This window comes from Acidiferrobacterales bacterium (assembly GCA_028820695.1).
In the GTDB taxonomy this organism is placed as follows: domain Bacteria; phylum Pseudomonadota; class Gammaproteobacteria; order Arenicellales; family JAJDZL01; genus JAJDZL01.
Map to the genome: position 1 here is coordinate 1 of JAPPIB010000044.1, position 24120 is coordinate 24120.

Annotated in this window: 23 protein-coding genes; 17 read left to right on the top strand and 6 right to left on the bottom strand. The window is 51.5% G+C overall.

All coding sequences use genetic code 11. The features are described 5' to 3' along the window. A partial coding sequence (locus OXI60_06440; GenBank protein ID MDE0309454.1) for a YHS domain-containing protein occupies positions 1-646 on the top strand: 646 nt, incomplete at its 5' end. A 185-nt stretch (positions 647-831) separates the two neighbouring features. On the opposite strand, the gene OXI60_06445 is transcribed toward OXI60_06440, so the two are convergent. Next, a complete protein-coding gene (locus tag OXI60_06445; GenBank protein ID MDE0309455.1) occupies positions 832-1224 on the bottom strand; it encodes a type II toxin-antitoxin system VapC family toxin in 393 nt (130 codons plus the stop codon). Next, positions 1224-1478: a type II toxin-antitoxin system VapB family antitoxin gene (locus OXI60_06450; protein MDE0309456.1), complete on the bottom strand. Its 255-nt coding sequence runs from the start codon at positions 1476-1478 to the stop codon at positions 1224-1226. The genes OXI60_06445 and OXI60_06450 overlap by 1 nt, the downstream gene beginning before the upstream one ends. A 70-nt stretch (positions 1479-1548) precedes the next feature. Between OXI60_06450 and OXI60_06455 the strand changes: the two genes are divergently transcribed. Continuing rightward, the gene (locus tag OXI60_06455; GenBank protein ID MDE0309457.1) at positions 1549-1890 is read left to right on the top strand and encodes a cupin domain-containing protein; all 342 of its coding nucleotides are present in this window, start codon (positions 1549-1551) and stop codon (positions 1888-1890) included. A 54-nt stretch (positions 1891-1944) separates the two neighbouring features. Here the strand turns inward: OXI60_06455 and OXI60_06460 are convergent, their stop codons facing one another. Both OXI60_06460 and OXI60_06465 read right to left on the bottom strand, forming a co-directional pair. Further along, a complete protein-coding gene (locus OXI60_06460) occupies positions 1945-2895 on the bottom strand; it encodes a hypothetical protein (protein MDE0309458.1) in 951 nt (316 codons plus the stop codon). A gap of 35 nt (positions 2896-2930) precedes the next feature. Beyond that, positions 2931-3764: a phytanoyl-CoA dioxygenase family protein gene (locus tag OXI60_06465; GenBank protein ID MDE0309459.1), complete on the bottom strand. Its 834-nt coding sequence runs from the start codon at positions 3762-3764 to the stop codon at positions 2931-2933. Between the two features lie 290 nt (positions 3765-4054). Here OXI60_06465 and OXI60_06470 point away from each other — a divergent pair, with 290 nt between their 5' ends. From OXI60_06470 to OXI60_06510, 9 genes are all read left to right on the top strand, one after another. Continuing rightward, positions 4055-5206 (top strand): Xaa-Pro peptidase family protein, encoded by a 1152-nt coding sequence (locus OXI60_06470; GenBank protein MDE0309460.1) that lies wholly within the window; start codon positions 4055-4057, stop codon positions 5204-5206. Between the two features lie 79 nt (positions 5207-5285). After that, on the top strand, positions 5286-6833 hold the full coding sequence (locus OXI60_06475) for a trimethylamine methyltransferase family protein (protein MDE0309461.1): 1548 nt from the start codon (positions 5286-5288) through the stop codon (positions 6831-6833). 54 nt (positions 6834-6887) lie between these two features. After that, positions 6888-7775, top strand: a complete 888-nt coding sequence (locus OXI60_06480) for a 3-keto-5-aminohexanoate cleavage protein (protein ID MDE0309462.1) — start codon at positions 6888-6890, stop codon at positions 7773-7775. Between the two features lie 79 nt (positions 7776-7854). Beyond that, positions 7855-8862 (top strand): 2Fe-2S iron-sulfur cluster-binding protein, encoded by a 1008-nt coding sequence (locus OXI60_06485; protein ID MDE0309463.1) that lies wholly within the window; start codon positions 7855-7857, stop codon positions 8860-8862. Continuing rightward, the gene (locus tag OXI60_06490; GenBank protein MDE0309464.1) at positions 8856-9815 is read left to right on the top strand and encodes an SDR family NAD(P)-dependent oxidoreductase; all 960 of its coding nucleotides are present in this window, start codon (positions 8856-8858) and stop codon (positions 9813-9815) included. Before OXI60_06485 ends, OXI60_06490 begins: the two co-directional genes overlap by 7 nt. A gap of 16 nt (positions 9816-9831) precedes the next feature. Next, a complete protein-coding gene (locus tag OXI60_06495; GenBank protein ID MDE0309465.1) occupies positions 9832-10539 on the top strand; it encodes a phenylacetate-CoA oxygenase subunit PaaI in 708 nt (235 codons plus the stop codon). Between the two features lie 16 nt (positions 10540-10555). Then, positions 10556-11596, top strand: a complete 1041-nt coding sequence (gene gtdA, locus OXI60_06500) for a gentisate 1,2-dioxygenase (GenBank protein MDE0309466.1) — start codon at positions 10556-10558, stop codon at positions 11594-11596. Then, positions 11589-12152 (top strand): hypothetical protein, encoded by a 564-nt coding sequence (locus OXI60_06505; GenBank protein ID MDE0309467.1) that lies wholly within the window; start codon positions 11589-11591, stop codon positions 12150-12152. The genes gtdA and OXI60_06505 overlap by 8 nt, the downstream gene beginning before the upstream one ends. 91 nt (positions 12153-12243) lie before the next feature. Then, entirely contained in the window at positions 12244-13764 is a 1521-nt protein-coding gene (locus OXI60_06510; GenBank protein MDE0309468.1) for an AMP-binding protein, read from the top strand. A 537-nt stretch (positions 13765-14301) separates the two neighbouring features. On the opposite strand, the gene OXI60_06515 is transcribed toward OXI60_06510, so the two are convergent. Continuing rightward, positions 14302-15105, bottom strand: coding sequence for an outer membrane beta-barrel protein (locus OXI60_06515; protein MDE0309469.1), 804 nt, complete (start codon positions 15103-15105; stop codon positions 14302-14304). Positions 15106-15701: 596 nt separating this feature from the next. On the opposite strand from OXI60_06515, the gene maiA reads away from it, so the two are divergent. Genes maiA through thiS form a run of 3 tightly spaced genes read left to right on the top strand, consistent with a single transcriptional unit; the run spans position 15702 to position 18449 of the window. Beyond that, complete coding sequence (gene maiA, locus OXI60_06520) at positions 15702-16343, top strand: maleylacetoacetate isomerase (protein ID MDE0309470.1); 642 nt, start codon at positions 15702-15704, stop codon at positions 16341-16343. A 22-nt stretch (positions 16344-16365) separates the two neighbouring features. Next, positions 16366-18186: an aldehyde ferredoxin oxidoreductase family protein gene (locus OXI60_06525; GenBank protein ID MDE0309471.1), complete on the top strand. Its 1821-nt coding sequence runs from the start codon at positions 16366-16368 to the stop codon at positions 18184-18186. Between the two features lie 11 nt (positions 18187-18197). Beyond that, positions 18198-18449: a sulfur carrier protein ThiS gene (gene thiS, locus OXI60_06530; GenBank protein MDE0309472.1), complete on the top strand. Its 252-nt coding sequence runs from the start codon at positions 18198-18200 to the stop codon at positions 18447-18449. A gap of 7 nt (positions 18450-18456) precedes the next feature. On the opposite strand, the gene OXI60_06535 is transcribed toward thiS, so the two are convergent. After that, the gene (locus tag OXI60_06535; GenBank protein MDE0309473.1) at positions 18457-19617 is read right to left on the bottom strand and encodes a pyridoxal phosphate-dependent aminotransferase; all 1161 of its coding nucleotides are present in this window, start codon (positions 19615-19617) and stop codon (positions 18457-18459) included. A 264-nt stretch (positions 19618-19881) separates the two neighbouring features. On the opposite strand from OXI60_06535, the gene OXI60_06540 reads away from it, so the two are divergent. From OXI60_06540 to OXI60_06550, 3 genes are read left to right on the top strand one after another with little or no spacing between them, the layout of a single operon-like run. Continuing rightward, positions 19882-20709, top strand: a complete 828-nt coding sequence (locus tag OXI60_06540) for an enoyl-CoA hydratase/isomerase family protein (GenBank protein MDE0309474.1) — start codon at positions 19882-19884, stop codon at positions 20707-20709. Then, a complete protein-coding gene (locus tag OXI60_06545) occupies positions 20633-22792 on the top strand; it encodes an acetate--CoA ligase family protein (GenBank protein ID MDE0309475.1) in 2160 nt (719 codons plus the stop codon). Before OXI60_06540 ends, OXI60_06545 begins: the two co-directional genes overlap by 77 nt. Further along, positions 22789-23823, top strand: coding sequence for a TRAP transporter substrate-binding protein (locus tag OXI60_06550; protein ID MDE0309476.1), 1035 nt, complete (start codon positions 22789-22791; stop codon positions 23821-23823). Before OXI60_06545 ends, OXI60_06550 begins: the two co-directional genes overlap by 4 nt. The last annotated feature ends 297 nt before the right edge of the window (positions 23824-24120 follow it).

The window sequence follows — 24120 nt, forward strand, 5'->3', positions numbered from 1 at the left end:
TTATACCGGCAGGGCTTTTCTTGTTTTTGACTTGTCTAAAGAGATTTCAGGGTGTAACCTGAAAACTCACAATTTGCCGAAGCAGGATACCATTTATGAGTTTGCTGAGTTTCACGAAAATGTACATACTGGTTTCAGAGCATACAAAATCACATCAATTGTCATAATTCAACAGGAAAAATTCATGGAAAACGTCATCAGAACATCCAGATTGGTACTGATCGCAGTAGGCTTGCTGATCGTCTCGGTTCAGACATTTGCTGCAGAACCACCGGTATTTACCGGCCGGGGAGAGTTTGCGATCAACGGGTATGATGCAGTTGCCTATCACACCGAGCGCAAGCCGGTCAAGGGGGACAGTCAATTCACCGCGCAGTGGAACGGAGCCAAGTGGCGTTTCGCCAGCGAGGAGAATCGCAGCCTGTTCGAATCAGACCCGGAACGATGGGCTCCGCAGTATGGGGGATATTGCGCGTGGGCTGTCTCCAACAACTACACGGCGAAAACCGACCCTGACGCCTGGTCGGTCGTGGATGATCGGCTCTATCTGAACTACAATCGGCGCATCCGCAAGAAGTGGAGCAAGGATATCCCGGGAAACATAAAACGCGGCGATGCGAATTGGCCGGCGGTTTTGAAGAAATGATTGGTTCGGGTCCGACGGACACACTTGAAAATATGCTGTGATACTTTGCCTTGAAAAACAGTTTTCATTGTGCAGGCGATTGACGCCAGTCATGACGGTTTGACTCAAACATCTCGAGGCTAGTATTCTTTCATATATCAGTCAACATTCGCCACCAAAGTTCATCCACTTCACCAGAATTGTGACTACACGACAAATACTCTAATGTCGGTTTTGGAAAAATCTTCTCCTTTAAACAACAAACGCTGATCAAGTGACCTTGCCAGCGCATAAGTGAAACAATCGCCAAAATTCAACTGAGCAGGATGTCTGCCTTTCCCGAATTCCAGGAATGCTCTGCGCGCGATTACCGCCTGATTGTAATCAACTGAACGCATTCGAATTTCTGCCTTGTCTATGAATACGTCCAATTCCCTGAGCGCACTCGCACCATAACGCGAAACGAGAACTTGCGATGCCTCTGCAAACGATACAGTAGACATATTCTTATAGGCAACAGAGCCTATCGCTTCAACGAATCTCTCTCGTTCTGGTTCCGTCTGCAGTATGGCGACGATTGCTGACGTGTCAATAACCATCAACTTGGCAAGCCATCTTCGTTGTAGCCCATAATTTCATCGTCACTTCTATCGTCAATGACCGGCAAGGCCGCACAACGCAACGCAATTTCATTAAGCTCATCAACCAAACTCTTGCCGGACCGATCTCGTTGAATTCGCTCCAAACGTTCTTTCAACGCCACTGTGACAGCGGTTGTCTTTGTCTCGCCAGTCAGTTCGGCCACCGTTATGGCCAACTGTTCTGTCCTTGGATTTCGAATATTTAATGCCATTATTTCAATACGTGTAGATAATGTGCTACATTGTATACAACTTTACAGTTCTTCCAATTCTAAAAAAAAGATGAAGCCTATTCAATCAGACAAGCGAAAGGTTGTAAATATTGACGTCGGGGAGTTCAAACCGCTCGTGGACGACAACGGGCGGGTGGACGGCGAGGTCCTGCAGGCCAATGGAAACTATGACTTGGGTTGCGGTTTTCACGTCTATCGTATGCCGCCGGGACATACCACGACACGGCATATACACAACGGAGACGAAGACTTTCTGATCCTGGAAGGTGAAATTGTCGACCATGATGGATTTCGATATCGCAAAGGTGATCTGGTGTGGCTGGAGGCCGGTACCGAACACAACTCGTACACCGAGCATGGCGCGCTGATCGCAGTCTTTTTCCGCAACTGAGCCGCGTTCGGCTCAGATGACCCGGCGCTTCGGGATGATCAGATTGCGACCGGCTTATCGAAACTTGTCGTATATATAGCGGGCAGTCATCAGGTCAAGGTGCCCTCCGCCGCCATTTTTGAACAATGTGACGTCCTGTGTTGAATTCCGTCCGCGGACAGACCCGCAGCACAGCTCATACAGATCGCCCCGCACATCTGACTCGGCAATCACACCGGCTTCGATTGGAATTGTGATCTCGCCGATCTCGCCGATCGTGGTTTTTCTTGAGTCAACGAATATTCTTGACCTTTGGATGGCATCGTCATCCGCTTCCCGCATATCAAGTCGATAAGCGCCGATGAGGTCAAGATGTGATCCGGGCGACAGCCAATTTCCGCGGATGATCGGATCGACGGTCATGGTGGCTGAGCTGATCAGTTCGGCGTTTCGCACAGTTGATTCGATATCTTGACTCGCTTCGATTTCAACGCGGTCGATACTCATTGAATCTGCGAGCGTCTGTGCGCGAGAAAACGTACGGTTCCAGATGGTTACAGTATCAATTGTCGTATGAACCGCGCAATGGGCGCGGATGAGATGAGGCGCCATGGCTCCCGCTCCGATCATCGCCATTGACTTGGGATTTGAGTTGGCCAGCAGCTTAGATCCCAAAGCAGAATCAGCAGCGGTCTTATAGTAAGTCATTGCGGTTCCGTCGATGACTGCTGCAGGCACTCCGTCCTTGCCGTCGTACAAAGCGTAGATTGCGTGGATGGCAGGCAGATCAGAAAACTTCGAATTGTTCGGGAATACGCTGGCGGCCTTCAGTCCGAGCACGCTGCCGTGACTCCAAGCGGCACGGATCAGCAGATGATTGTCCGCAGCCGGCTCTTCCTGCGGACTTGACAGGAGCATGTCTTTGAGGTCTGCCGGTGTTTCCCGGTGAAAGGTTTCAAGCGCATTGACAAGACTTGGGTAACAGGCACATGCCTGATGGACCTGGTCGGCTGAAACAAATTGCATGGGAAATGGATCGCGAGCGAAATTTCAGGTTTGGATCAGGTTCTGTGGCTCGTCCAATCCGTATCCGAGTAAAGAATTTTGCGATAGTTCTCATTGGACTTCCTGTGGAACTCCACTGCGACCGGATCGAAGTCTCTGGAGGGTTCCGGTTCGTGAACAAAATTCCCGTGGAGATCTTCACCGCAGATCATCGTCGCACTGTCCCAATCCGACTTGAGTTGCTTTGAAACAGTGGAAACATATCGGATTGCGATGCCGAGTCGCCGGTCGTCGCTGCGGTTCGGGTGTGATGCATGCGCAATTCGATAGGTAAAGAACACCGCTTCCCCGGTCCCAACTTCGATATTGACTGCCTTGCTCTCGTCGATCCCTTCGCAGATCGTCTGACCTCGGGTCAGCATGTTGTCGTTGTGGTATGTATCTTCATGCGCAAGCGCGTCTTCAAGATGGCTGCCAGGAATCATGCGCATGCATCCACTTTCCACTGTAGCGGGAGAGAGTGCGATCCATGCAGTCAGAAGTTGGTCCCCATCAATTCCCCAATATTGGCTGTCCTGATGCCACGAGACAAATTGATCTGAATTCGCTTCCTTCAACCAAAGATCAGTGCCCCAGCACATCAGATTCGGACCCAATAGGGCTTGCACATTTTGAACGATTGCCGGCGAGCGGATCAGGTCGGCAATCCATTTGTACAGAAGATGACACTTCAGTCGGTAACCGCCTTTCAACTCCCCGATGACCGTTTCAACTGCCTGCAGGCGATTTCGGTAGTCGACAGCTTCCTTTTCACTCATCACGCGGACCGCCGGTGTGAATCCGTCATTTCGAAACTGTCTGATGGCGCTGCTTGAGAGTGGTTCTGGCATTGTGGGCTCAGCTGACTGTTGTTTATCCTGATGAATCCTGACAATGTGTCTGCGAACTGCTATAGTCCGACAAACTCAATGATACTTCAAACCAGTTGTGGTTACAGAGCCGAGGATGGCAGCGATGCGGCGGGACCGGATTCAGGACAGTCATAAGGTTCGAGCTGCGAAACGACATACGAATGGTATGGACCGTCGACCGTATCGTGCACATGTCTGATAAACGAACCTGGAAATCAGAATAAAATAACCAACGTCCGACAAAATGAATCAATCGTGCGGGTAGTCTGATGGCGACATTTTTTTCTGAAGCAGAATTCCAAGAGCGCAGAGACAGGACTGCAGAACGTCTCAGACTGGATGAGCTTGACAGCATACTGATCTTTCGTCAGGAAAGCATGTACTACCTGACCGGGTATGATACGTTTGGCTATTGTTTCTTTCAGTGTCTATATCTGGATGTCAGCGGAAGATATGCACTGCTTACCCGATTGCCGGACCTGCGACAGGCACAGATCACGTCAACCATCAGTGACATACGAGTGTGGGTTGATCAGGCCGGACACAATCCCGTCGATGATCTGATTGCGATGCTCGACGATTTCAGTTGTCGCGGCAAACGACTGGGTATCGAGCTTCACGCATATGGTCTGACTGCCCAGTTATGGGGCCGGATCGAACCCGCACTGTCCGACTACTGTAGTCTTGTGGATGCGTCTGATCTGGTGAGTGCGCTGAGAGTCATCAAATCTCCCGCCGAGATCAGTTATGTTGAGCGGGCCGCCGCGCTTGCCGATGATGCCCTTGATGCGGCAATCCAGACGACGCACCCGGGGGCGTTCGAAGGAGACATACTGGCAGCGATGCATGCTGCAATCTACCGTGGAGGGGGCGATGATCCGGCGAATGAGTTTATAATCGGTTCGGGTGAAAATGCGTTGCTATGCCGCTACCACACCGGGCGGCGGACACTTTCCGATGACGATCAATTGACATTGGAATTCGCCGGGGTGTACAGACACTACCATGCCTGTCTCATGCGTACGATTCTGGTCGGAAAACCCGATCCGCGACAAAAGAAGATGTCGGCGGCATGTGAACATGCCATCTCCGCCTGCAAGGATGTGCTTGTACCCGGTGCGTCAGTCGGTGAGGTTTTTGATACACACGCTCGAATCATGGATGATCACGGATTCAGGAATATGCGCATGAATGCCTGCGGCTACAGTCTAGGCACGACATATGCACCGACCTGGATGGATTGGCCAATGTTCTATACCGGCAATCCGGTAACTGTGGAACCAAATATGGTTTATTTCTTGCACATGATTCTGTTTGACTCCGACAATAATCTGGCGATGACACTGGGTGAGACTGTGCATGTGACGCAAGAAGGTCCGCGCACTTTGAGCCGACATGGTACGGAGCTTATCTGTTGCTGACTGTCGGGACATGAAGGGCGGATTCGGCTGAGAATTGATTTTTGACAGAGATTTGAATGAGTTGAGGCAAATAAAATTGGTGGAAGTTAGACGACTTGGAGGAAGGGCGGCGCGCAAGGCCTTGAGAGCCGCACCGCTGGCCGAAGAGGACAAGGCGGTCAAGCCTGGCATGCACGGTGGCCGATTTGCGCCGCTGACCGATCTGCAGATAAAGCGGGTCAACGAATCGGTAATGGATGCGCTCGAAAACATCGGACTGTCCCAGGCGATTCCTTCCTGTATTGAACTGTTGACCAAGGCGGGTTGCACATATACAAATGAGGGACGTCTCACATTTCCGCGTTCGTTGGTAGAGGACACGATTGCGGATGCTGCCCGAAACTTTGTGCTGCATGGACAGGACGCCAAGCATGATATGGAGCTGACATCCACGCGGGTGTATTTTGGTACCGCCGGTGCAGCGGTTCACGTGGTTGATGTCGATACACGTGAATATCGAGAATCCCATCTGCTCGATCTATACAACATTGCCAGGATCGTCGATAACATGGAGCATATCCATTTCTTTCAGCGACCGCTGGTTTGTCGGGACCTGGAGAACCCGCTGGAGATGGATTTCAACACATGCTATGCCAGCATTTCAGGGACGTCCAAGCATGTCGGCACCAGTTGGGTGCTCCCCGAACATTTTGACAAGACCATGCAGATGTTGCACATCGTCGCCGGCAGCGAGGGCAAGTGGCGAAAACGGCCGTTTGTGAGTTCCTCATCATGTTTTGTTGTGCCCCCGATGCGTTTTGCTGAAGATGCGTGTGAAGTCCTGGAAAGAACCGTCCGGGCAGGCATGCCGATTCTTCTATTGGCAGCCGGCCAGGCGGGTGCGACCAGTCCAGCCTCTCTCGCTGGAGCGGTTGTGCAGGAAGTTGCGGAGACGCTCGCAGGTCTCGTATATGTCAACCAGATCAGCAAAGGTCATCCAGCGATGATCGGTATTTGGCCGTTTGTCTCCGACCTGCGTACCGGAGCCATGAGCGGAGGTAGCGGGGAACAGGCAGTCCTGATGGCTGCGTGCGGTCAGATGGGGAGATATTATGACTTGCCGACGGGAATCGCTGCAGGAATGGCAGATTCCAAAGTGCCGGATGCACAGTCAGGGTTTGAGAAAGGCTATACAACATCACTCGCCGGACACAGCGGCGCCAATATGGTGTATGAGTCTGCCGGCATGCAGGCGAGCCTGCTGGGTCTCAGTTACGAGGGATTTGTAATTGACAATGACATGCTCGGTGCGGTCAATCGCTCAGTGCGCGGAATTGAGGTGGATGAGGACTCCCTGTCGATAGAAGTGATGCGCGATGTCTGTATCGGCGGACCTAATCATTACCTTGGCCACGATCAGACCATGAACCTGATGCAGAAAGATTATGTCTATCCTGAGGTTGGTGACCGCACGAGTCCAAAGGAATGGGCGGAGCAGGGTTCAACAACTGTGATCGAGAAGTCACAGATGATCGTCCAGCAGATCCTGTCCAGCCACTATCCCCGACATATCAACGACGCGACAGACGAGGCTCTGCGAGCGCAGTTTCCTGTTTGTTTGCCTCGCGATGCGATGCGTCCAAGCTGACGATCTGATATCTTCCATCGGGTAAGAATATACATTTGATAATAAGGAGTAATAATGAATCAAGAAGTTGTCATTACTTGTGCGGTAACGGGTGCTGGTGAGACCCAGCACAAACACCCGGATCTTCCGATCACGCCCAAGCAGATCGCGGACGCCTGCGTTGAGGCAGCGAATGCAGGTGCAGCTGTCACACACATTCATGTGCGCGATCCGGAAACCGGGGCCGGCGCTCGCGACCGAAATTTATTTTCCGAAGTAGTTGACCGTGTAAGGAGTTCCGGTGTCGACGTAGTGGTCAATCTAACGACCGGTATGGGAGGCGATTATGTCGTCGGTGATGAGACGCCGACGGAGCCTGGACCGGGAACTGATTTTGTGATGCCTGAAGAGCGGGTGGCACACGTTGATGACCTGCTCCCCGAAATCTGTTCGCTGGATTGCGGGACCATGAATTTCGGTGAGGGGAATATGTTGATGATCAACACACCGAATCATTTGCGACGAGCTGCCGAGCATATCAAGAAGCTTGGTGTGAAACCCGAGCTCGAGGTTTTTGACACTGGACATGTCTGGATGGCCAATCAGATGGTGCAGGAAGGACTGATCGATCAGCCACCTCTATATCAGATCTGTCTTGGTATTCCCTATGGCGCACCGGCCACGACAGCTGCGATGAAGAACATGCGTGACATGCTGCCTGAAGGCTCGAACTGGACCGCTTTCGGGATCAGCCGTCATCAGATGCCGATGGTCGCGCAGGCGGTCCTGCTCGGCGGCCACGTCCGGGTTGGACTGGAAGACAATCTTTATCTGGAGCGCGGAAAGTTTGCGAGTAACGGCCAGCTGGTGGAAAAGGCGGTAAAGATAGTCGAGATGTTGGGTGCGAAAGTGGTCGGTCCGGACGCGGCAAGAGAGAAGTTCCGGTTGGCGAAGCACGCATAGCCACCTCAACAGTCCACGAATCCAACCGAAACAGATAGAGAGGTTCTCTCAAGAAGGTCACAGGTATCGTCACAGTCAGATGTTCAATGTACACATCCGCCAATCCGAGCAGACGATTCAGGTCGAGGTAGGATCCACCATCCTCGAAACTGCACTGGCTGCGGGTATCGAATATCCTCATGGCTGTCGTGCCGGCAACTGCGGCGGATGCAAGTCCCGGATACATTCCGGCGAAGTGGAGTTGTCTCCGTATTCCGAATTCGCGTTGTCGCAGGAAGAGTACGATAGCGGACTTATTTTGGCCTGCAGGGCGGTTCCATGGTCTGACTGTGAGGTTTCCTGGCATGATCAGGATGATCACGCAGCCCACGCGGTACGTCGGCTTGCCTGTGAGGTTTCCGGGCTTGAAAGGCTTACCTCCGATATCGCAAGTGTCAAAGTCAGACTCGCGCTCGGTGAGAGTTTCAGTCACTCATCCGGTCAGTTTGTATACGTTACGTTCGAGGGATATCCGCGTCGGGAGTACTCGATCGCTTCTTTCGAGTCCGATGAAATGGAATTCTATATTCGCAGAATTGAAGGCGGGGCGGTCAGCTCGTTCGTCTGGGATTATTTGCAGGTGGGAGAGACCGTTCAGATTGAAGGCCCCTACGGAAACATGTACTATCGAATTGATCATGCCGGGCCGGTATTGGCGATCGCCGGTGGTTCTGGGCTCTCAGCGATCCAATCTGTCGCGTGCGACGCTGTCACCGCAAACCCCTCAAGAGCAGTGTATCTCTATCATGGCGTTCGTGACGAGTCGGATATTTTCCGGGCGGAGCTGTTTTTCGAATTGGCCAGGGAGTATGAGAGTTTCAGTTATATCCCGGTATTGTCCAATCCATCGGCACCGAGCCAGGTGAGGACGGGCTTGCTGTCGGAAGTACTGGCGCAGGATTTCAGATCAGACGAAGAATTTATGGCATATATGGCCGGTCCGCCGCCCATGGTAAGGACATGTACCGAGGCATTATGCAATATCGGGGTGATGAGATCGAACATCCACGCCGATCCCTTTCTCACTGCGGCTGACCGGGCATGGTGAATACGAACGACTCAGGTAAGGTGCTGGAAGGGCGTGTTGCACTGGTAACCGGAGCAGCGCGGGGGATCGGCAAGGCAATCGCGACGGAATTTGTTCGCAACGGAGTCCGGGTGGTTGTTGCCGACAGCGGTGTGAACATTGATGGCACTCAGCCCGACGGTTCTGTTCTTGAGGGAAGCTTGAATTCGCTGGGAGAACATGCTGAGGGTTGCAGTCTGGACGTGGCAGATCCGGAGTCGGGGCATGAAGCCGTAAGAATGGCGCTCGAACGCTGGGGCCGGTTGGATATTGTTGTGAATAATGCCGCTATCTTGCGTGACCATTTCATATTCAAGGCCAGAGCGGAAGATTTCAGCGAGGTTATACGCGTAAATCTTGCTGGTGCCTATCATGTTCTGGCGGCGGCGACACCGGTGCTGAAGGAACAGGCTAAATCCGCGGGTCCAGGCAATACCTACCGTTGGGGAAGAATCGTCAATATCGTATCGACCGCTGGATTTTATGGGAATTACGGACAATCGTCCTATGCGAGTGCGAAAAGCGGTCTGATGGGACTGACGCGGGCTGTCGCTCTCGATATGATGCGTTCGGGGGTCACTGTCAATGCCGTGGCGCCGTTTGCGAGGACTCGAGTGACCGACACAATCGTTCCGGCGAACGAAGAACAGGAACTCTACAAAAGCAGGGCGATGAAAATCAGCCCTGATTATGTCGCCAAGGTGGTTGCTGCCCTGTGCTGCGATTCGGCAAGTCATATCAGTGGCCAACTGATCGGCGTCCGCGGTCGCGAGGTGTTGCTGTTCTCGCAACCCAGACCGATTTCAAGTATCGAGATCAATGCAGATGCATGGAACGCTGAAAGCGTTGCTGCGACAATGAACAGCGAGTTTGGGGAGTTGTTGGCATCGCTCAGTTCAGACTTGGAAATTTTCAATTACGAACCACCCACTTGAACCGGGAGCAGGAAATATGACCATCCAGCCAGGCACGCAGGTCAATACAGTCGAGGAGTTACGTGAGGCTCCTGAAGAATTCCGGGTTGCAGTGGAGAAGATTGTAATCAGTCATGCGGTCAATGAACTGTATGGCGCTCGGGTTTTCGATGAACCGGCTGTCGCACTTGCGCCGTCTCCATATGCCAAGTGGCTCACCTGCAGGATTGCCATGGAGGAGTATGGCCACCACGTTCGATTCAGTGAGCTTGGCGAGCAATTGGGCATCGAAAAGCCGCAGATGACACCGGAACACAAAAAGCCGTTATCAATCTTTGAATTTGATATGGATACGTGGACCGAGTTTTGTGTGATCAAGATTTTGGCCGATACAGCGGAAGTCATCCAGGTCGAGGATCTGATTCATTGTTCATTTGTCCCGCTTCGGAAGCTTGCGCGGATGACAATGCCGGAAGAGAAATTTCATGTTCAGTTCGGTATGGATTTCACCGCGGAAATTCTGCAGGAACAAAAGCGCAGGGCGGAAGTTCAGGATGTCGTAAACCGATACTATCCGATGATGCACAAGTTCTTTGGACGACCGCAATCGGAAAACAATCGAATCTACCGCAAGTGGGGGATCAAGCAGCGAACCAATGAGGATATGGCCAAAGCCTATCTCGATGTCATGCAAGAGAAGATTGTCGGACATTTCGGCCTTGAGCTTCCGACAGCAACCGAATAACCGAGCGTCTTCCTGAATGACTGCCAACGTACCGGACACTCCTGAACTCAGGGATTTCTATACACGCCTTCCGGCGCATAGCCTTGCGCCCCTGTGGACCGTATTGAGCTCACTGATCACACCGACACCGCAGAGTCGATGTGTACCCGCAGTTTGGCACTACGATCAGGTCCGGCCCCTGATCATGGAATCCGGGGAACTGATCACAGCCATGCAGGCAGAAAGAAGAGTACTGATCCTAGAAAATCCGGGGCTGTCGGGCGAATCAAGAATAACCGAAACACTGTATGCCGGTTTGCAGTTGATACTTCCTGGAGAAATCGCGCCAGCACACCGACACACACAATCTGCACTGCGCTTCATTGTTGAGGGAGGAGGTGCTTTTACCGCTGTCGACGGTGAGAAAACCATTATGGAAGAAGGAGACTTCGTCATTACACCTTCGTGGGCATGGCATGATCATGGCAACGACAGTGACGAGCCAATGGTTTGGCTTGATGGATTGGACATACCGCTGGTCAAGTCTCTTGATGCGTCATTTTTCGAGAAATACCCGGACGATGTATTCCCTCAGTCGAGACCGGAAGGGGATGCGCTGGCAAGATATGGGTCGGGGCTTCTGCCTGAGGGTTATGAAGAGGTCTCGAAAACATCGCCGGTATTCAATTACCCCTATGCAAGAACTCGCGCGGCACTTGACCGGATGCGAGTCTCCGAACAATGGGATTCATGCCATGGACTCAAGTCCCGCTATGTCAATCCAGTCACCGGAGACCATGCGATGCCAACCATGGCAACCAACATGCAATTGCTGCCGAAGGAATTCGAAACCGCGGGTTATCGATCGACTGACGCGACGGTGTTTTCTGTAGTCGAGGGCGCGGGATATTCGAACGTGGGTGAGACAAGGATTGAATGGTCGAGACGGGATACATTCGTCGTTCCGAGCTGGGTCGAGGTGCAGCACTTTGCGGCTGAAGATTCATATCTGTTCAGTTTCTCAGACCGACCTGTTCAAGAAAAACTCGGGCTATGGCGGGAATTGCGCGGTGACTGAACGTAAAGCGAATTCGCTCGCACTGGGCGCTGGTGAGCGAATCAGGCAGATGCCAGTCTTGTTCGAATCGGTTGATTGGTTCAGCAATGTTGGGACGGAAGCATCCGACAATATCAAACAGCTTGTAAATTGCCATCTTGACGGACTTGGATGCTTCGCAGAGTCGATACGGATTGTCGGTGATGTTCATACCCTGGAAGATTGCATACGAAATGAATTCGATTCAGACTGGATGGACGCTGAGACTGACGCGCATGACGAATTGGTGGGAAAGACCAAAGAGTCGCAAACGTCAACATCCCTGGACAGGGTGCTGACTCATATCGTGACACAGCAATCTTCTGCGATATTGGAATATGCACAAAATCGATTGCCTGGCTGTGACCGGTTTCTTTCCCGGGTGGCGGCTGGTTGCGCAACTGAAACCTGTTATCGCTATGCGATGGAGACAGCTGTTGATCCACGCGGACCGCGGACATTTGCTCGTAAGTTTGAATTATTCCGAATGGGACGATGGCCGCTGTGCCTGTCTAACGGGCAATATATATTGTTTTGATAACAATAATATAAGTAGTTTTAATAAAGCATTTTATTACTAATATTCTGCGCCGAGAAACAAGCGCTGATTTCAGTTTTCCAACCTCAGAATGAATATTGTTGCCCAGTTATTGTGCTCTGACCGGCTTGCCGAAGTTGGCACGCAGATTGCGCTTAAGTGGAAACTGGGTTCATGGACTTATACGGAGCTTGCAGGCCGTGTCCACCTCAATAGTGTCGAGCTACGCCAGTCGGGAATCGGTTCCGGCGAACGCGTTGTTTTCAGATGTCTTGACACTGCGCAATTCGTCGCCATGTATCTGGCCGTCATCAATATCGGAGCCGTTGCTGTTGCCGTATCCACGCGCCTTGACAATGTCGAACTTCGTAATGTGATTGATGATTCCCAAGCGGTTGCTTTTGTTCACGATCCAGGCGATACAGATGAGCTTTGCCATCTGCCCCAAGTGGTGTCTGGAGAATTGAGGTTGATTGAACTGACCGATTGGGCTTTGGATACCAATAAAGAATTTCCGCTGGCTGCGATGCCGAAAGACGCAGGTGATGAGTGCTTGTGGGTGTACTCGTCCGGCTCTACAAGTCGTCCCAAGGGTATAGTACATACCCATCGAAAAATTTCCGACTGCTGCCATTTTCATACAGACACGCTGAAAGCGGGCCCTGGCGACGTTGTTTTCTGCACATCAAAACTGTCGTTTGCGTATGCGCTTGCCAATGGTTTGCTAGCGCCCTTGATGATCGGGGCGACTGTTTACCTGCATCCGCAGTGGCTAACGATATCCGAGGTCCATGAAATCATCGTGACTGAGTCTCCGAAAGCAGTCTTTTCGGTTCCGACAATCTATCGGAGGCTGCTGGGTAAGTTGACAGCGGACGAGCTTGGCAGCTTGTCTGACGTTGAGCATTTCGTTTCGGCCGGAGAGCACCTGCCTTCACAAGTTCAAGACGCTTGGTGTCGTACCGTTGGCAGCCGCATCATTAATGTGTATGGCTGCTCGGAGACATTGTTTCTTGCACTGGCAGGGCATTGTGACCACACCTCGCCTGAATCGGTCGGCAAACCGTTGCCCGGTGTCAAACCCGAGCTCGTCCGCACTGACGGCGATTCGGCAGGTGTCCCCAAGCAGGCTGTGCTTCGAATAACGCATCCTTTCATGTTCAAGTGCTACGCCAATAGAGAGCAGGAAACAGCAGACCGACTCTTGGGTAACCAGTTCGTCACCGGCGACCTTTATCATTGCGATTCTGCAGGCGACTGGCATCATCAAGGTCGGGAGGACGATCTGATCAAGGTATCGGGACAGTGGGTACATCTGCGTGATGTTGAAAAAGTTGGACAGCAGTCCGACGTTGCTTCAGATGTGACAGTTTTGAGTGCGGCGGATGATACAGGGACTGAAAGGCCCGCATTGTTTTTCATTCCTTCGGACAATACCGCTGCTTCCGCAGCGTGTGATCGAATGAGGGAACATATGAACCGAAAACTGTCAAAGTTCAAACAACCCCGTTGGATTCGTGCGGTTGAGGAATTTCCCAGGACTGTCAATGGCAAGATCAGTCGGGGCAGATTACGATTGTTAGTAGAGGGTACCGAACGTGATTCAGTTTGAGTGGCGTCATAAAGTGGAATGGGGGGAGTGCGATCCGGCGCAGATCGTGTTTTACCCCAACATTTACCGCTGGTTTGACAAAAGCACTCAGGACATGATGAGACACCATGGATTCGGTCAGGCAGAAATGATTGAGCGATATGGGATTGTGGGTTTCCCACTTATTGAAACGCATGCGGAATTCAAACGTCCAATGAAATGGAACGACGAAGTGATCGTTTCCAGTTGTATTGACTCATGTTCCGGCAGATCGTTTTCCATCACCCACCAGATATTGAGATCCGATGTTTTGTGCGTGCGCGGATATGAGATTCGATGCTGGGCAACGCACGACCAGGAAACAGGTAAACTGACAATATCGCAAATGCCGGATGATTTTATGAATTCGGTGGATTAGCTGTCCAACTTGCCTCACCTCGCTGTTGCTGAGCGAGCCTTCATGGATCCGTTCTGATGTGAAGAGAAATCGACGCGTCGACTTTTACCTCCTGTGGTGCCCGGATGAGACTTCGGAATTTATGCAGTTCAGGCAGCCAATCAGAATTGATATACGAAACCGAGGCGTAAAACAGACACACGGTGATCGATTTTGTGAGTGGCGCACGGTGTTTTCGGACCACCGGAACCGCAACCATCATTGGCAGCGTGGTTGACCTGGTATGTTTCATTGCCGAAATCAAAAACCGCGCCCTCGAGACGTATCAGCCAGTTTGAGGCAATGCTTTTCTCAAATCCGATTCCAAGATTCCATCCGAAGCGAGTCGATTCACTGCTGAACGAATCGTCAGGGTCGTAGACATAGCGTTTTTGTTCGCGAATCCAATCCACGTCTGTCACTGAATTCTCGATGCGGGCGAGTGCCGGTCCGCCAAGTACGAAAAACCGAACATTGTCAATTTGCTTGTCTACGCCAAACCGCGCTGTCAGCGTCCAGTCATACTTCGTGACAACTGTTTCATCTCCGCCATAAATCGGTCTTGGATCAACTCTATTCGAACGGGATACCAGATCAGTCAGCATGAACTCCACTTCATAGCGCTTGTTAGTACCTTCGAAATTGGTGCGCTGGCCGGCAAAAACACCGCCAACGAGACCCCGATCGCTGTATTTGACCTTTGAACCCGGGTGACCCCAATTTGAAAAACCATGAATGTCAACTATCTCGTTTGATGAGTGCCCTGCGCCAAGCATGAATCCGGCGTAAGTGCTCATCTGTGGTGATGTGCTTAAGCCCTCGTCTGCCAATGCAGGTGTCTTAAAAAATGATGCAAACAGATACAAGCCTGTCGCTACTGCCGCACAGCAAAACAGGCGCACCATTCGTATATTTTGGCTTGGCATGTGGTTGGCTCCTGCCGAAAAACTTATGCGTCAATGCATGCTGATATTGTGCCTCATTGACTTCGACCAAATCAACTAATTCTGGCTGTCAATCGGCGCAGAGTCATGTGCGGATCGGTAGAGGCATCGAATCTTCAAAGGCACAGTACCGAGTCGGAGAAGCAGCTTGGTCCTGCAATTCGTACCCGAAAGCCTCAAGAGTACGAGTCGTTGTTCCAGATTGATGCGAAGTCGGTTGACTTTTGGAGAGTCACTGTCTGTCTTGCTTCCCGTTCACCGCGGTTGAACAAACCTGTCCGGATCCGAAACTGATGCAAGGAGAAATCAATGCGTCGGTCTTGAATTCCGATATGGCTCTTACAGCAACCGCTCCTTGAATGGAAGGTCCTTGACGTACGATATCATGAAGGACTGTCCTTTGACGGAAATGACACGGAATCAGTTCCTTGAGCTGTTGCCTGTCAAAAACTCCGCAATTGAAAATAGCATGGGAAACAACTGCAAGATACTTGCTCGGCCAGCAACAAAATTCCAAATCCTTCTTCCCGTTCATTCACATTTACCAACCAACTTTGAGTTTACTGCGAGAAAAACAAATGAAACTATATGGTTATTTTCGAAGCTCTGCGGCGTATCGAGTCAGAATCGCCCTCAACCTCAAGCAGATCGACTACGAGGATGGCTTCGTCCATCTTCGGAACAATGAAATGCGCCAGGATGAATTCCTGCAATTGAATCCTCAAGGACTGGTACCGGTGCTTGACGACAACAGCGTCATTCTCACGCAATCGATAGCGATCATCGAATATCTTGAAGAAAAATATCCGACACCGCGATTATTGCCTGAATGCGAAGTCGATCGTGCTTTTGTCCGCTCTGTCGCTCTGTCGATTGCATGCGACATACACCCTTTGAACAATCTGAGGGTATTGAGGTATTTGGCATATAATCTCAGCCTTGACGATGCGGCTCGCGACACATGGTATCGACACTGGATCGCTCAAGAGTTTCAAGCGTTGGAAAGTCGCTTGGTCGCTAGCGGAAACGACGATTTGTATTGTTTCGGCGACACGCCTACAATGGCCGATGTTTGCCTCGTACCGCAAATGGCGAACGCCCGAAGGTTTCAATGTGACCTGAGTGCCTATCCAAGACTGGTGGAAATTGATGCGAATTGTCGGGAACTGGCGGAATTCACCAAGGCTGCGCCAGAGAATCAGCCGGATGCGGAAAATTGACAATTGAAGGAGAGTAAGATCGATGGGATGGCAGAGAAAAGTACTAAGAGTCAATCTGACTGACGGACAGATTCAGTCTGAGCCGTTGAATATGGATTGGGCACAGCAGTTTCTCGGTGAACGCGGTTTGGGAACCAAGTATCTTTACGAGAATATGGACCCTTCGGTTGATGCGCTTGATCCCGGAAATGTACTGATCTTCGCGACCGGCCCGCTCACCGGAACCATGGCATCCACTTCCGGTCGCTACGCGGTGATAACGAAAGGTGCCTTGACCGATGCAATTGCGTGTTCGAATTCCGGAGGAAAGTTTGGAGCTGAACTCAAGTTTGCAGGATACGATCTGCTCATTCTTGAAGGTCGAGCCGCCGAACCCTCCTATCTGAAAATCTTCGACGACAAGGTCGAAATCATCTCGGCCGAACCGATTTGGGGAAAGACGGTCTGGGAAACCGAGGCGTGGCTCAAATCCCATCACCAGGATCCATTGATGAAAGTTGCCTCGATCGGTGTGGCCGGTGAAAATCTTGTTCGATATGCGTGCGTGGTAAACGATCTGCATCGGGCTGCCGGACGCTCCGGTGTGGGAGCCGTCATGGGTTCAAAAAATCTCAAGGCGATCGCGGTTCGGGGAACAGTCGGCGTTACGGTGGACAATCCAAAACGATTCATGGAAGTGGTCAAGGAAACCAAGGCAAAACTGGCGCAAAGCGGTGATGTTCAAGAACTTACCGAGTACGGCACCAACGCCATGATCGACATGATGCAGGAATTTGGCGGATTGCCAACACGCAATTTCCAGGAAGTCCAGTTTGAAGGTGTGGACAATATCAATCCAAGTGCGATGACGCGTGAGAACCCCAACGGCCACGTCAACCTGCTGACCAACAAGGCATGTTTCGGCTGCACCATTGCTTGTGGCCGAATATCTCACATTGACAAGGATCACTTCACGATCAGCAATCGACCGGAATACTGGCATGCGAGCGGCGGGCTTGAGTACGAAACCGCTTTTGCGTTCGGGCCGGATTGCGGAGTGGATGATATCGATGCATTGACGTTTGCAGGATTCATGATGAACGAGCATGGCATGGATCCAATCTCGTTTGGCGGTACACTGGCAGCCGCGATGGAACTGTATGAAATGGGTGTGATCACTGATAAAGATACCGATGGCGTTCCATTGAACTTCGGCAATGCAGAAGCGCTGACAATCATGGCTGAAAAGACTGGTCGACACGAAGGATTTGGACAGATACTCGGGCTTGGTTCAAAACGGCTGTGCGAGAAATACGGACATCCTGAGCTGTCGATGACGGTGAAAGGTCAGGAGTTTGCCGGCTACGACTCACGGGCGTTGCAGGGCATGGGACTGGGTTACGCCACGAGCAGCAGAGGCGCATGTCATATGAAACACGATGTCTTCGGTCCGGACATGGAAGATCAGACTGGTGCAGGCAAGGCATTGCCCTGTAAGAAATCACAAGACAAGGTCTCTATCATCGATTCGACAGGACTTTGTTGGTTTACGTTATCCGGATGGGGGATCAAGGACTTTCAGGCGCAGATTGATGCCGCCTGCGAAGGCGACTGGAGTGTTCCACGTCTTTTCGAGACCGGGGAGCGAATATGGAACCTGGAAAGGCAGTTCAATCTGAAAGCCGGACTCACCAAAGCGGACGATTCCCTGCCACCTAGATTGCTGAATGATCCAGCAAAGTCGGGTGTGGCAAAAGGCAAGGTCAACGAGTTGGGCAAGATGTTGCCCGAGTACTACGAGATCAGGGGCTGGAACGAAGACGGCGTGCCGACAGAAGAAACGTTGGATAGGCTTGGACTGTAGAGGTCTGCCCCATGCAGTTGACAGTCAAACTAGTTGGCACATTTGCCAGATATCTGCCAACGCCAAGTCAGGGCAACATGGTGGAGATCGAGGTCGACGATGGCACCACAGCGGCACAGTTGGCAGGCATCCTCGGTTTGCCGGAGACGCAGCCGTTCATGGTATCCGTCAACGACGAAATTGTTCCGAAATCTGACCGCGAATCAAAAGTTCTCCAATCGACAGATAGCATAAAGATCATACCTCCGCTGAAAGGAGGTTGATCGACACTCATCCTGGAAGGTATTTGAGACCTTGTGTCAACCGGTCGATACCTTCCACGACAGTTGCCGGTTGCATTGCTCCATAGGAAGCCCGGATACAGCGGGCGCTTGCCATTCCGAACGCGACACCTGGAATCACTGCAACCTGGTACTGTTCGATCAGAAATCTGACAATGTCCATATCACTCAGACCGACTTGTGGAAGGTGCAGGAATGCGTAGAATGCTCCTTGAAGCCTGCCATGCGAAGCGGTGCTGTTGCCGTGCAGGCTTTGCTGAAAGTGCCTGCGTACCTTGTCAATTTCACCAATCCGTGATTCGTAAAATCCCCGACCGACCTTGAGGCATTCCATCGCCGCATATTGGCTGATGACAGAAGGACATATCAGATTGGTATCCTGAATCTTTCTCACCGGCTTGAACAGTCGTGGCGGTATAAGCATATATCCGATTCTCCAATTGGCCATTCCATAACTCTTGCTTGTGGAGTAGAGCGAAATGGTATGATCAATTGCAGAATCGACCGATGCCGGTGAAAAGTGCTCTGCATCGCCATAGCAGAAATATTCATAGGCTTCATCATGTATGTGAAACAGGTTGGCGTCACGGCACAAGTTATTGATTTTGATCAGCATCTCCCGATCATATACAGCACCGGTCGGGTTATTGGGGGAAATTGTCACAATCGCTCTGGTTTTGGCGGTTATCGCCTTTTCCAGTGCTTTCACGTCTGGTTGATACTGCTCGTCCGTATCGACCGAAACCGGAGTGCATTGCGCAATCCGTACTGCCATTTCATGATTGAAGTACCACGGCTTGAGTAGAATGATCTCATCGTCGCTGTCGGCAATCGCAAGAATTGCATTCAGAAACCCCATATTGCTGCCAGCGCTGACGACAATTTCATAACCCTCAGTCTCAATTCCATTTTCGTCCTGTAACTTCTGACCGATCAGGTTTCTCAGTGCAGGAATCCCTTCGACTGCCTGATAGTGATGCGAGTTCGATTGCATGAACTCCTGCACGCCTTGGCTGATTTGTTCCGGCGGTTTGTAATAGACAACACCCTGACCCAATGAAATGGTTCCTGGATTGCGAACAATCAGATCCGCAACCTCGGGGATGATCGGAGCCTGAACCTGGTTCATTCTGCGTGAAATATCGGACAACTGCCTATGGCTTCCTTTGGAGCGGTTGAATCGTTCGTGAAATCCGTGAAGTTGTTGAATGGTACACAATTTTCGTTCGGTACCAGAATATACGAAGACAAAATTGATTTGTTCGAAGGGTATTCAACATACAACGGTTCGTCAACATCATAACAGACCAGGCCTGCGCCACAGGCGCGCGTCATGCCTGTTCGATTCAGATAACCGGATGCTTCGAAGCCTTTTATAATCCGCTGTGTTTTTGGAATGATTTCCTTGCCGGAGATGACATACGACACCATCCAGCTTTCGATTGATGGGCCGGTTGCGACGATCAGCCTAAACCGTCCGAACAAGCTCAATGCCATCAACACCACGATGCTCCATGAACTGGGCGGGGCTCTCGACACTGTGGAAGACGATGATGCGGTGATGGCCATCGTGTTACACGGCAATGGTCGTTCGTTTTGTGCCGGATTTGACCTGAAGGCCTCGGTCGACAAACAGCGTAGGAGTGAACAGGAATGGCGGGCTGCGCTGGAGTATGACCTCGCGGTCATCATGCGGTTTTGGCATTGTGAAAAACCAACTATCGCTGCGGTGCATGGATATGCACTGGCAGCAGGCTTTGAACTTGCCCTTGCCTGCGATATGACAGTGTGCGGAACAGGTGCCATGTTCGGGGAGCCGGAAGTTCGATTCGGCAGCAGTATCGTAGCCTTGCTGCTGCCTTGGTATGCCAATCCAAAACGGACCAAGAAGATGTTGCTCACCGGCGAGGACCGAATGACTGCGCAGGAGGCGCTGCAACTTGGCCTTGTCAACGAAGTCGTAGCGGACAGCGAAGTGTTGACTCGCGGCAAAAGCCTTGCTCTCGGAATTGCCCTGATGGACCCCGATTCGGTTCGATTGACCAAAAAAGCGATCAATCGTACTTACCAGATCATGGGCATGAACCAAGCCTTGAATGCCGGACTGGAAACATCGATCGAAATTGAAACTGCCGAGACGGAGGTTCGCAGGGAGTTCAACCGAATTGTTCGCAAGCAGGGGCTCAAGGCAGCGCTCAAGTGGCGCGAAGCAAGGCTTGGGTTCTCCGATGCATCGGCTTGACCCTCTGCTGAAACCGAATTCCGTCGCTCTGGTGGGTGTCTCGGACGAACCCGGCCGCCCGGGACGAAACCTGGCCGAACTTGTCATTCAATCCGGATATCAAGGTCATGTCTATCCCGTCAACCCAAAATATCGGGAAGTTCTCGGGGTGCCGTGCTTTCCAGATCTCGCGTCCGTGCCGCAACCGGTCGACAATGTCATCCTGGCAGTCGCGAATGAGCGCTTGGAAGATGCATTGCGCCAGGCTGTGCAACATGGCGGGAAATCAGTGACCATCTATTCCAGTTGCACTCTGGAAAATGATACCGATCCGCCACTGAAGCACAGATTGAAGCAGTTGGCGGACAATGCGGGCATTCCGGTATGCGGTGGCAACGCAATGGGGTTTTATTCCATTGGCATCGGGTTGTTCGCCGGTGTGTTTCCCATCAACAAGACTATTGAAATGGGTTCGATAAGCTACATTGCCCAGTCGGGTTCGGCACTTAGCGCGTTGGTCCATAACGGCACCCGCCTCAGATTTAATCTGTGCGTGTCAAGTGGCAACGAACTGACAACTTCCGTGTCGGACTATATGGATTGGGCACTTGATCAGGAGGCGACGCGAGTTATTGCCCTGTTTCTTGAGACTGTCAGAGACTCAGATGGTTTTCTAAAGTCCCTGAAGAAAGCTTATGATCGGAGAATACCGGTTGTTGTTCTCAAAGTGGGGAAGTCGCCACTTGGGGCGAAACAGGCCGAAACTCATACCGGTGCGATGGCTGGTAACCATACGGCTTTGGAAGCTGTTTTCAGGAAATACGGAGTTATGGAAGTCAGTGGGCTCGACGAGATGGCGGCCCTGCTCATTCTGTTGCAGTCTGCCCGAAGGCCTGGGATCGGAGAACTCGCGACAATCCAGGAATCAGGTGGGTTTATGGAACTCGTCACTGATCTTTGCCATGATCTCGACATCAGTTTTGCCCAAATCAGTCAGCAGACGAAAGACGAAATCGCCCGGCACTTGGAACCCGGACTGAAAGCTGACAATCCCCTTGATGCCTGGGGAACGAACAAAGAATTCGAGCATCGTTTCTACGCTTGCATCGCGGCGATGATGCGAGATTCCGCGGTAGCAAGTGGTATGTTTTTCGCCAATTTTCGAGATGGATATTACCTTGCAGAAGCTTTTTTCAGAGCGGTCAGAAGAGTCTGCGATGAAACCCCGAAGCCATTGGCGATGGTGAACTGTTACAGCGACATCTCCCATCGCGATCTTTGCGTGAAAGCGGCTGAGGCCGATATTCCGTTTATTGACGGTGCCCGGGAGGCTCTCCTTGCGACGCGCCACATCTACCGATACCGCGATCAGTCGGGCCGTGTGTCCGATGAGCGCGACTTTGCCCTGGATTCGGACAAAGTGACCGAGTGGCGGCGTTACCTGAGCACGACGCAAGGCGGCCACCTCGCACAGACAGCGGCGATGGACATGCTCGACGACTTTGGCATCAGGACTCCGAGACGCCTCGAGGTCAGCACGATGCAGGACCTGATGGTCTGTGCGTCGCGGATTGAATATCCGGTCGTACTCAAATCCTGTGCACCGGGTCTGCATCACAAAACAGAACAAAACGCAGTCATGCTCGACATACCGGACGACAAGGAACTGATTCGACACTACCGCGACATGAACAACCGATTGGGTGCGAAAGCCGTTATCTGCGAACAGATTGCCAGTGGTACCGAAATTGGATTCGGCATGCTGAACGACCCGCAATTCGGACCGTTTGTCATGCTGTCGGCGGGTGGGACCTATATCGAACTTCTTGCTGATCAGGCTGTAGCCCTGCCACCTCTTTCCTATTCCGAAATTGACGAAATGCTTTCTTCCCTCAAGGTTGACAAGATACTTCAAGGGATACGCGGCCAACCTCCTGGCAACAGATCAGAATTGATAGACAATCTAGTAAAATTGTCTCATCTGACCATTGAATTCAAGGATTTCTTCGCTGAAGTTGATATAAATCCAATTGTTGTGAACCCGCGAAACGCTGTGGCAGTCGATGCGTTGTTCATGCTGAAACCACCGAAGTCATTTGAATGAACGGAGCGCGGCTTGTACCGGTGCCCGAACATGTAATCATCAGGAAAGGTATTCATATGAAGTTTAAGTTGATCACTGGAGCTGTTGCATGCATCCTAGCGGTTTTTGCGAGTGTGGCATTGGCTGAAAAATGGGACATGCCCCTTGCATATTCAGCGACAAACTATCAGTCTGAAAATGCTGCCGCTTTCGCCGCAGCAGTCGAAGAGGCGACAGATGGAAAACTGAAGATTGTCACACATCCGGATGGGTCACTTTACAAGGGTGGTGAAATCTATGCAGCCGTGAAGTCCGGTCAGGTGCCAATTGGTGAACGATTGATGTCGACGTTGGGCAACGAGCATCCGATATTCGAAATTGACGCACTTCCTTTTTTGGCGACGAGTTTTGAAGATGCTTGGAAATTGCAAGAGGCAACCGCGCCGATTCTTGCAGAAGTTCTTCGAGAATCCGGATTGGTCCTTCTGTATACAGTGCCTTGGCCGCCGCAAGGACTCTATACAGTCAAACCCGTACAAAGCGCTGCGGATATGAAGGATGTCAAATTCCGAGCCTATAACGATAGCACTGTGCGGCTTGCCGAACTGATGGGTGCAGTTCCCCAAAAATTAGAAGTTGCCGAATTGTTCCAGGCCTTCGCCACCGGAGCAACCGAGAGCATGATCTCTTCAGCTTCAACCGGCTACGATCGTAAACTATGGGAACACATAAGTTACTGGTACGACCTCCAGGCATGGCTTCCAAAGAATATGGTGATTGTCAATCAGGATGCCTGGGACAGTCTGGATGCGGATACACAGGCGGTGGTGAGGAAGGCTGCCGCGGATGCACAGGCAGCCGGGTGGGGGAAGGTGCAAGAGTTGGCTGCTTGGTATAAGGAGCAGTTAACTGCCAATGGGATGGAAGTTCATCCGCCTGACGATCAGTTGAGAGCGGAGCTCGAGACAATTGGACAAGTCATGACACAGGAGTGGCTGGAAAAAGCGGGGGAAACCGGTCAGGCCGCGATTGATGCGTATGAAGCCATGTAAGTCAATTTGCCATCCTTGTCTGCTCTTTATGAGCGCGTCGCGTGTTTAGTCTGCATTGTCCTGACGTTTCCGGATCGACGATATTCTATTGTGCTCTTCATCAAAGCGAAATTGACCGCTATGAATTTCTTTCCATCTGCATACGACTTGACTTCCCATGACACTATTCGCAGCAGCACCGATTTACGCTACATATGCAGAACGAGATTGCATTCCCAATGAACGGTCGCTTGCAGCTTATTTGAACTTTTTGCACGAGGGAGGCGGTTCAATATGTGCGGATGACGCAGGTTATTC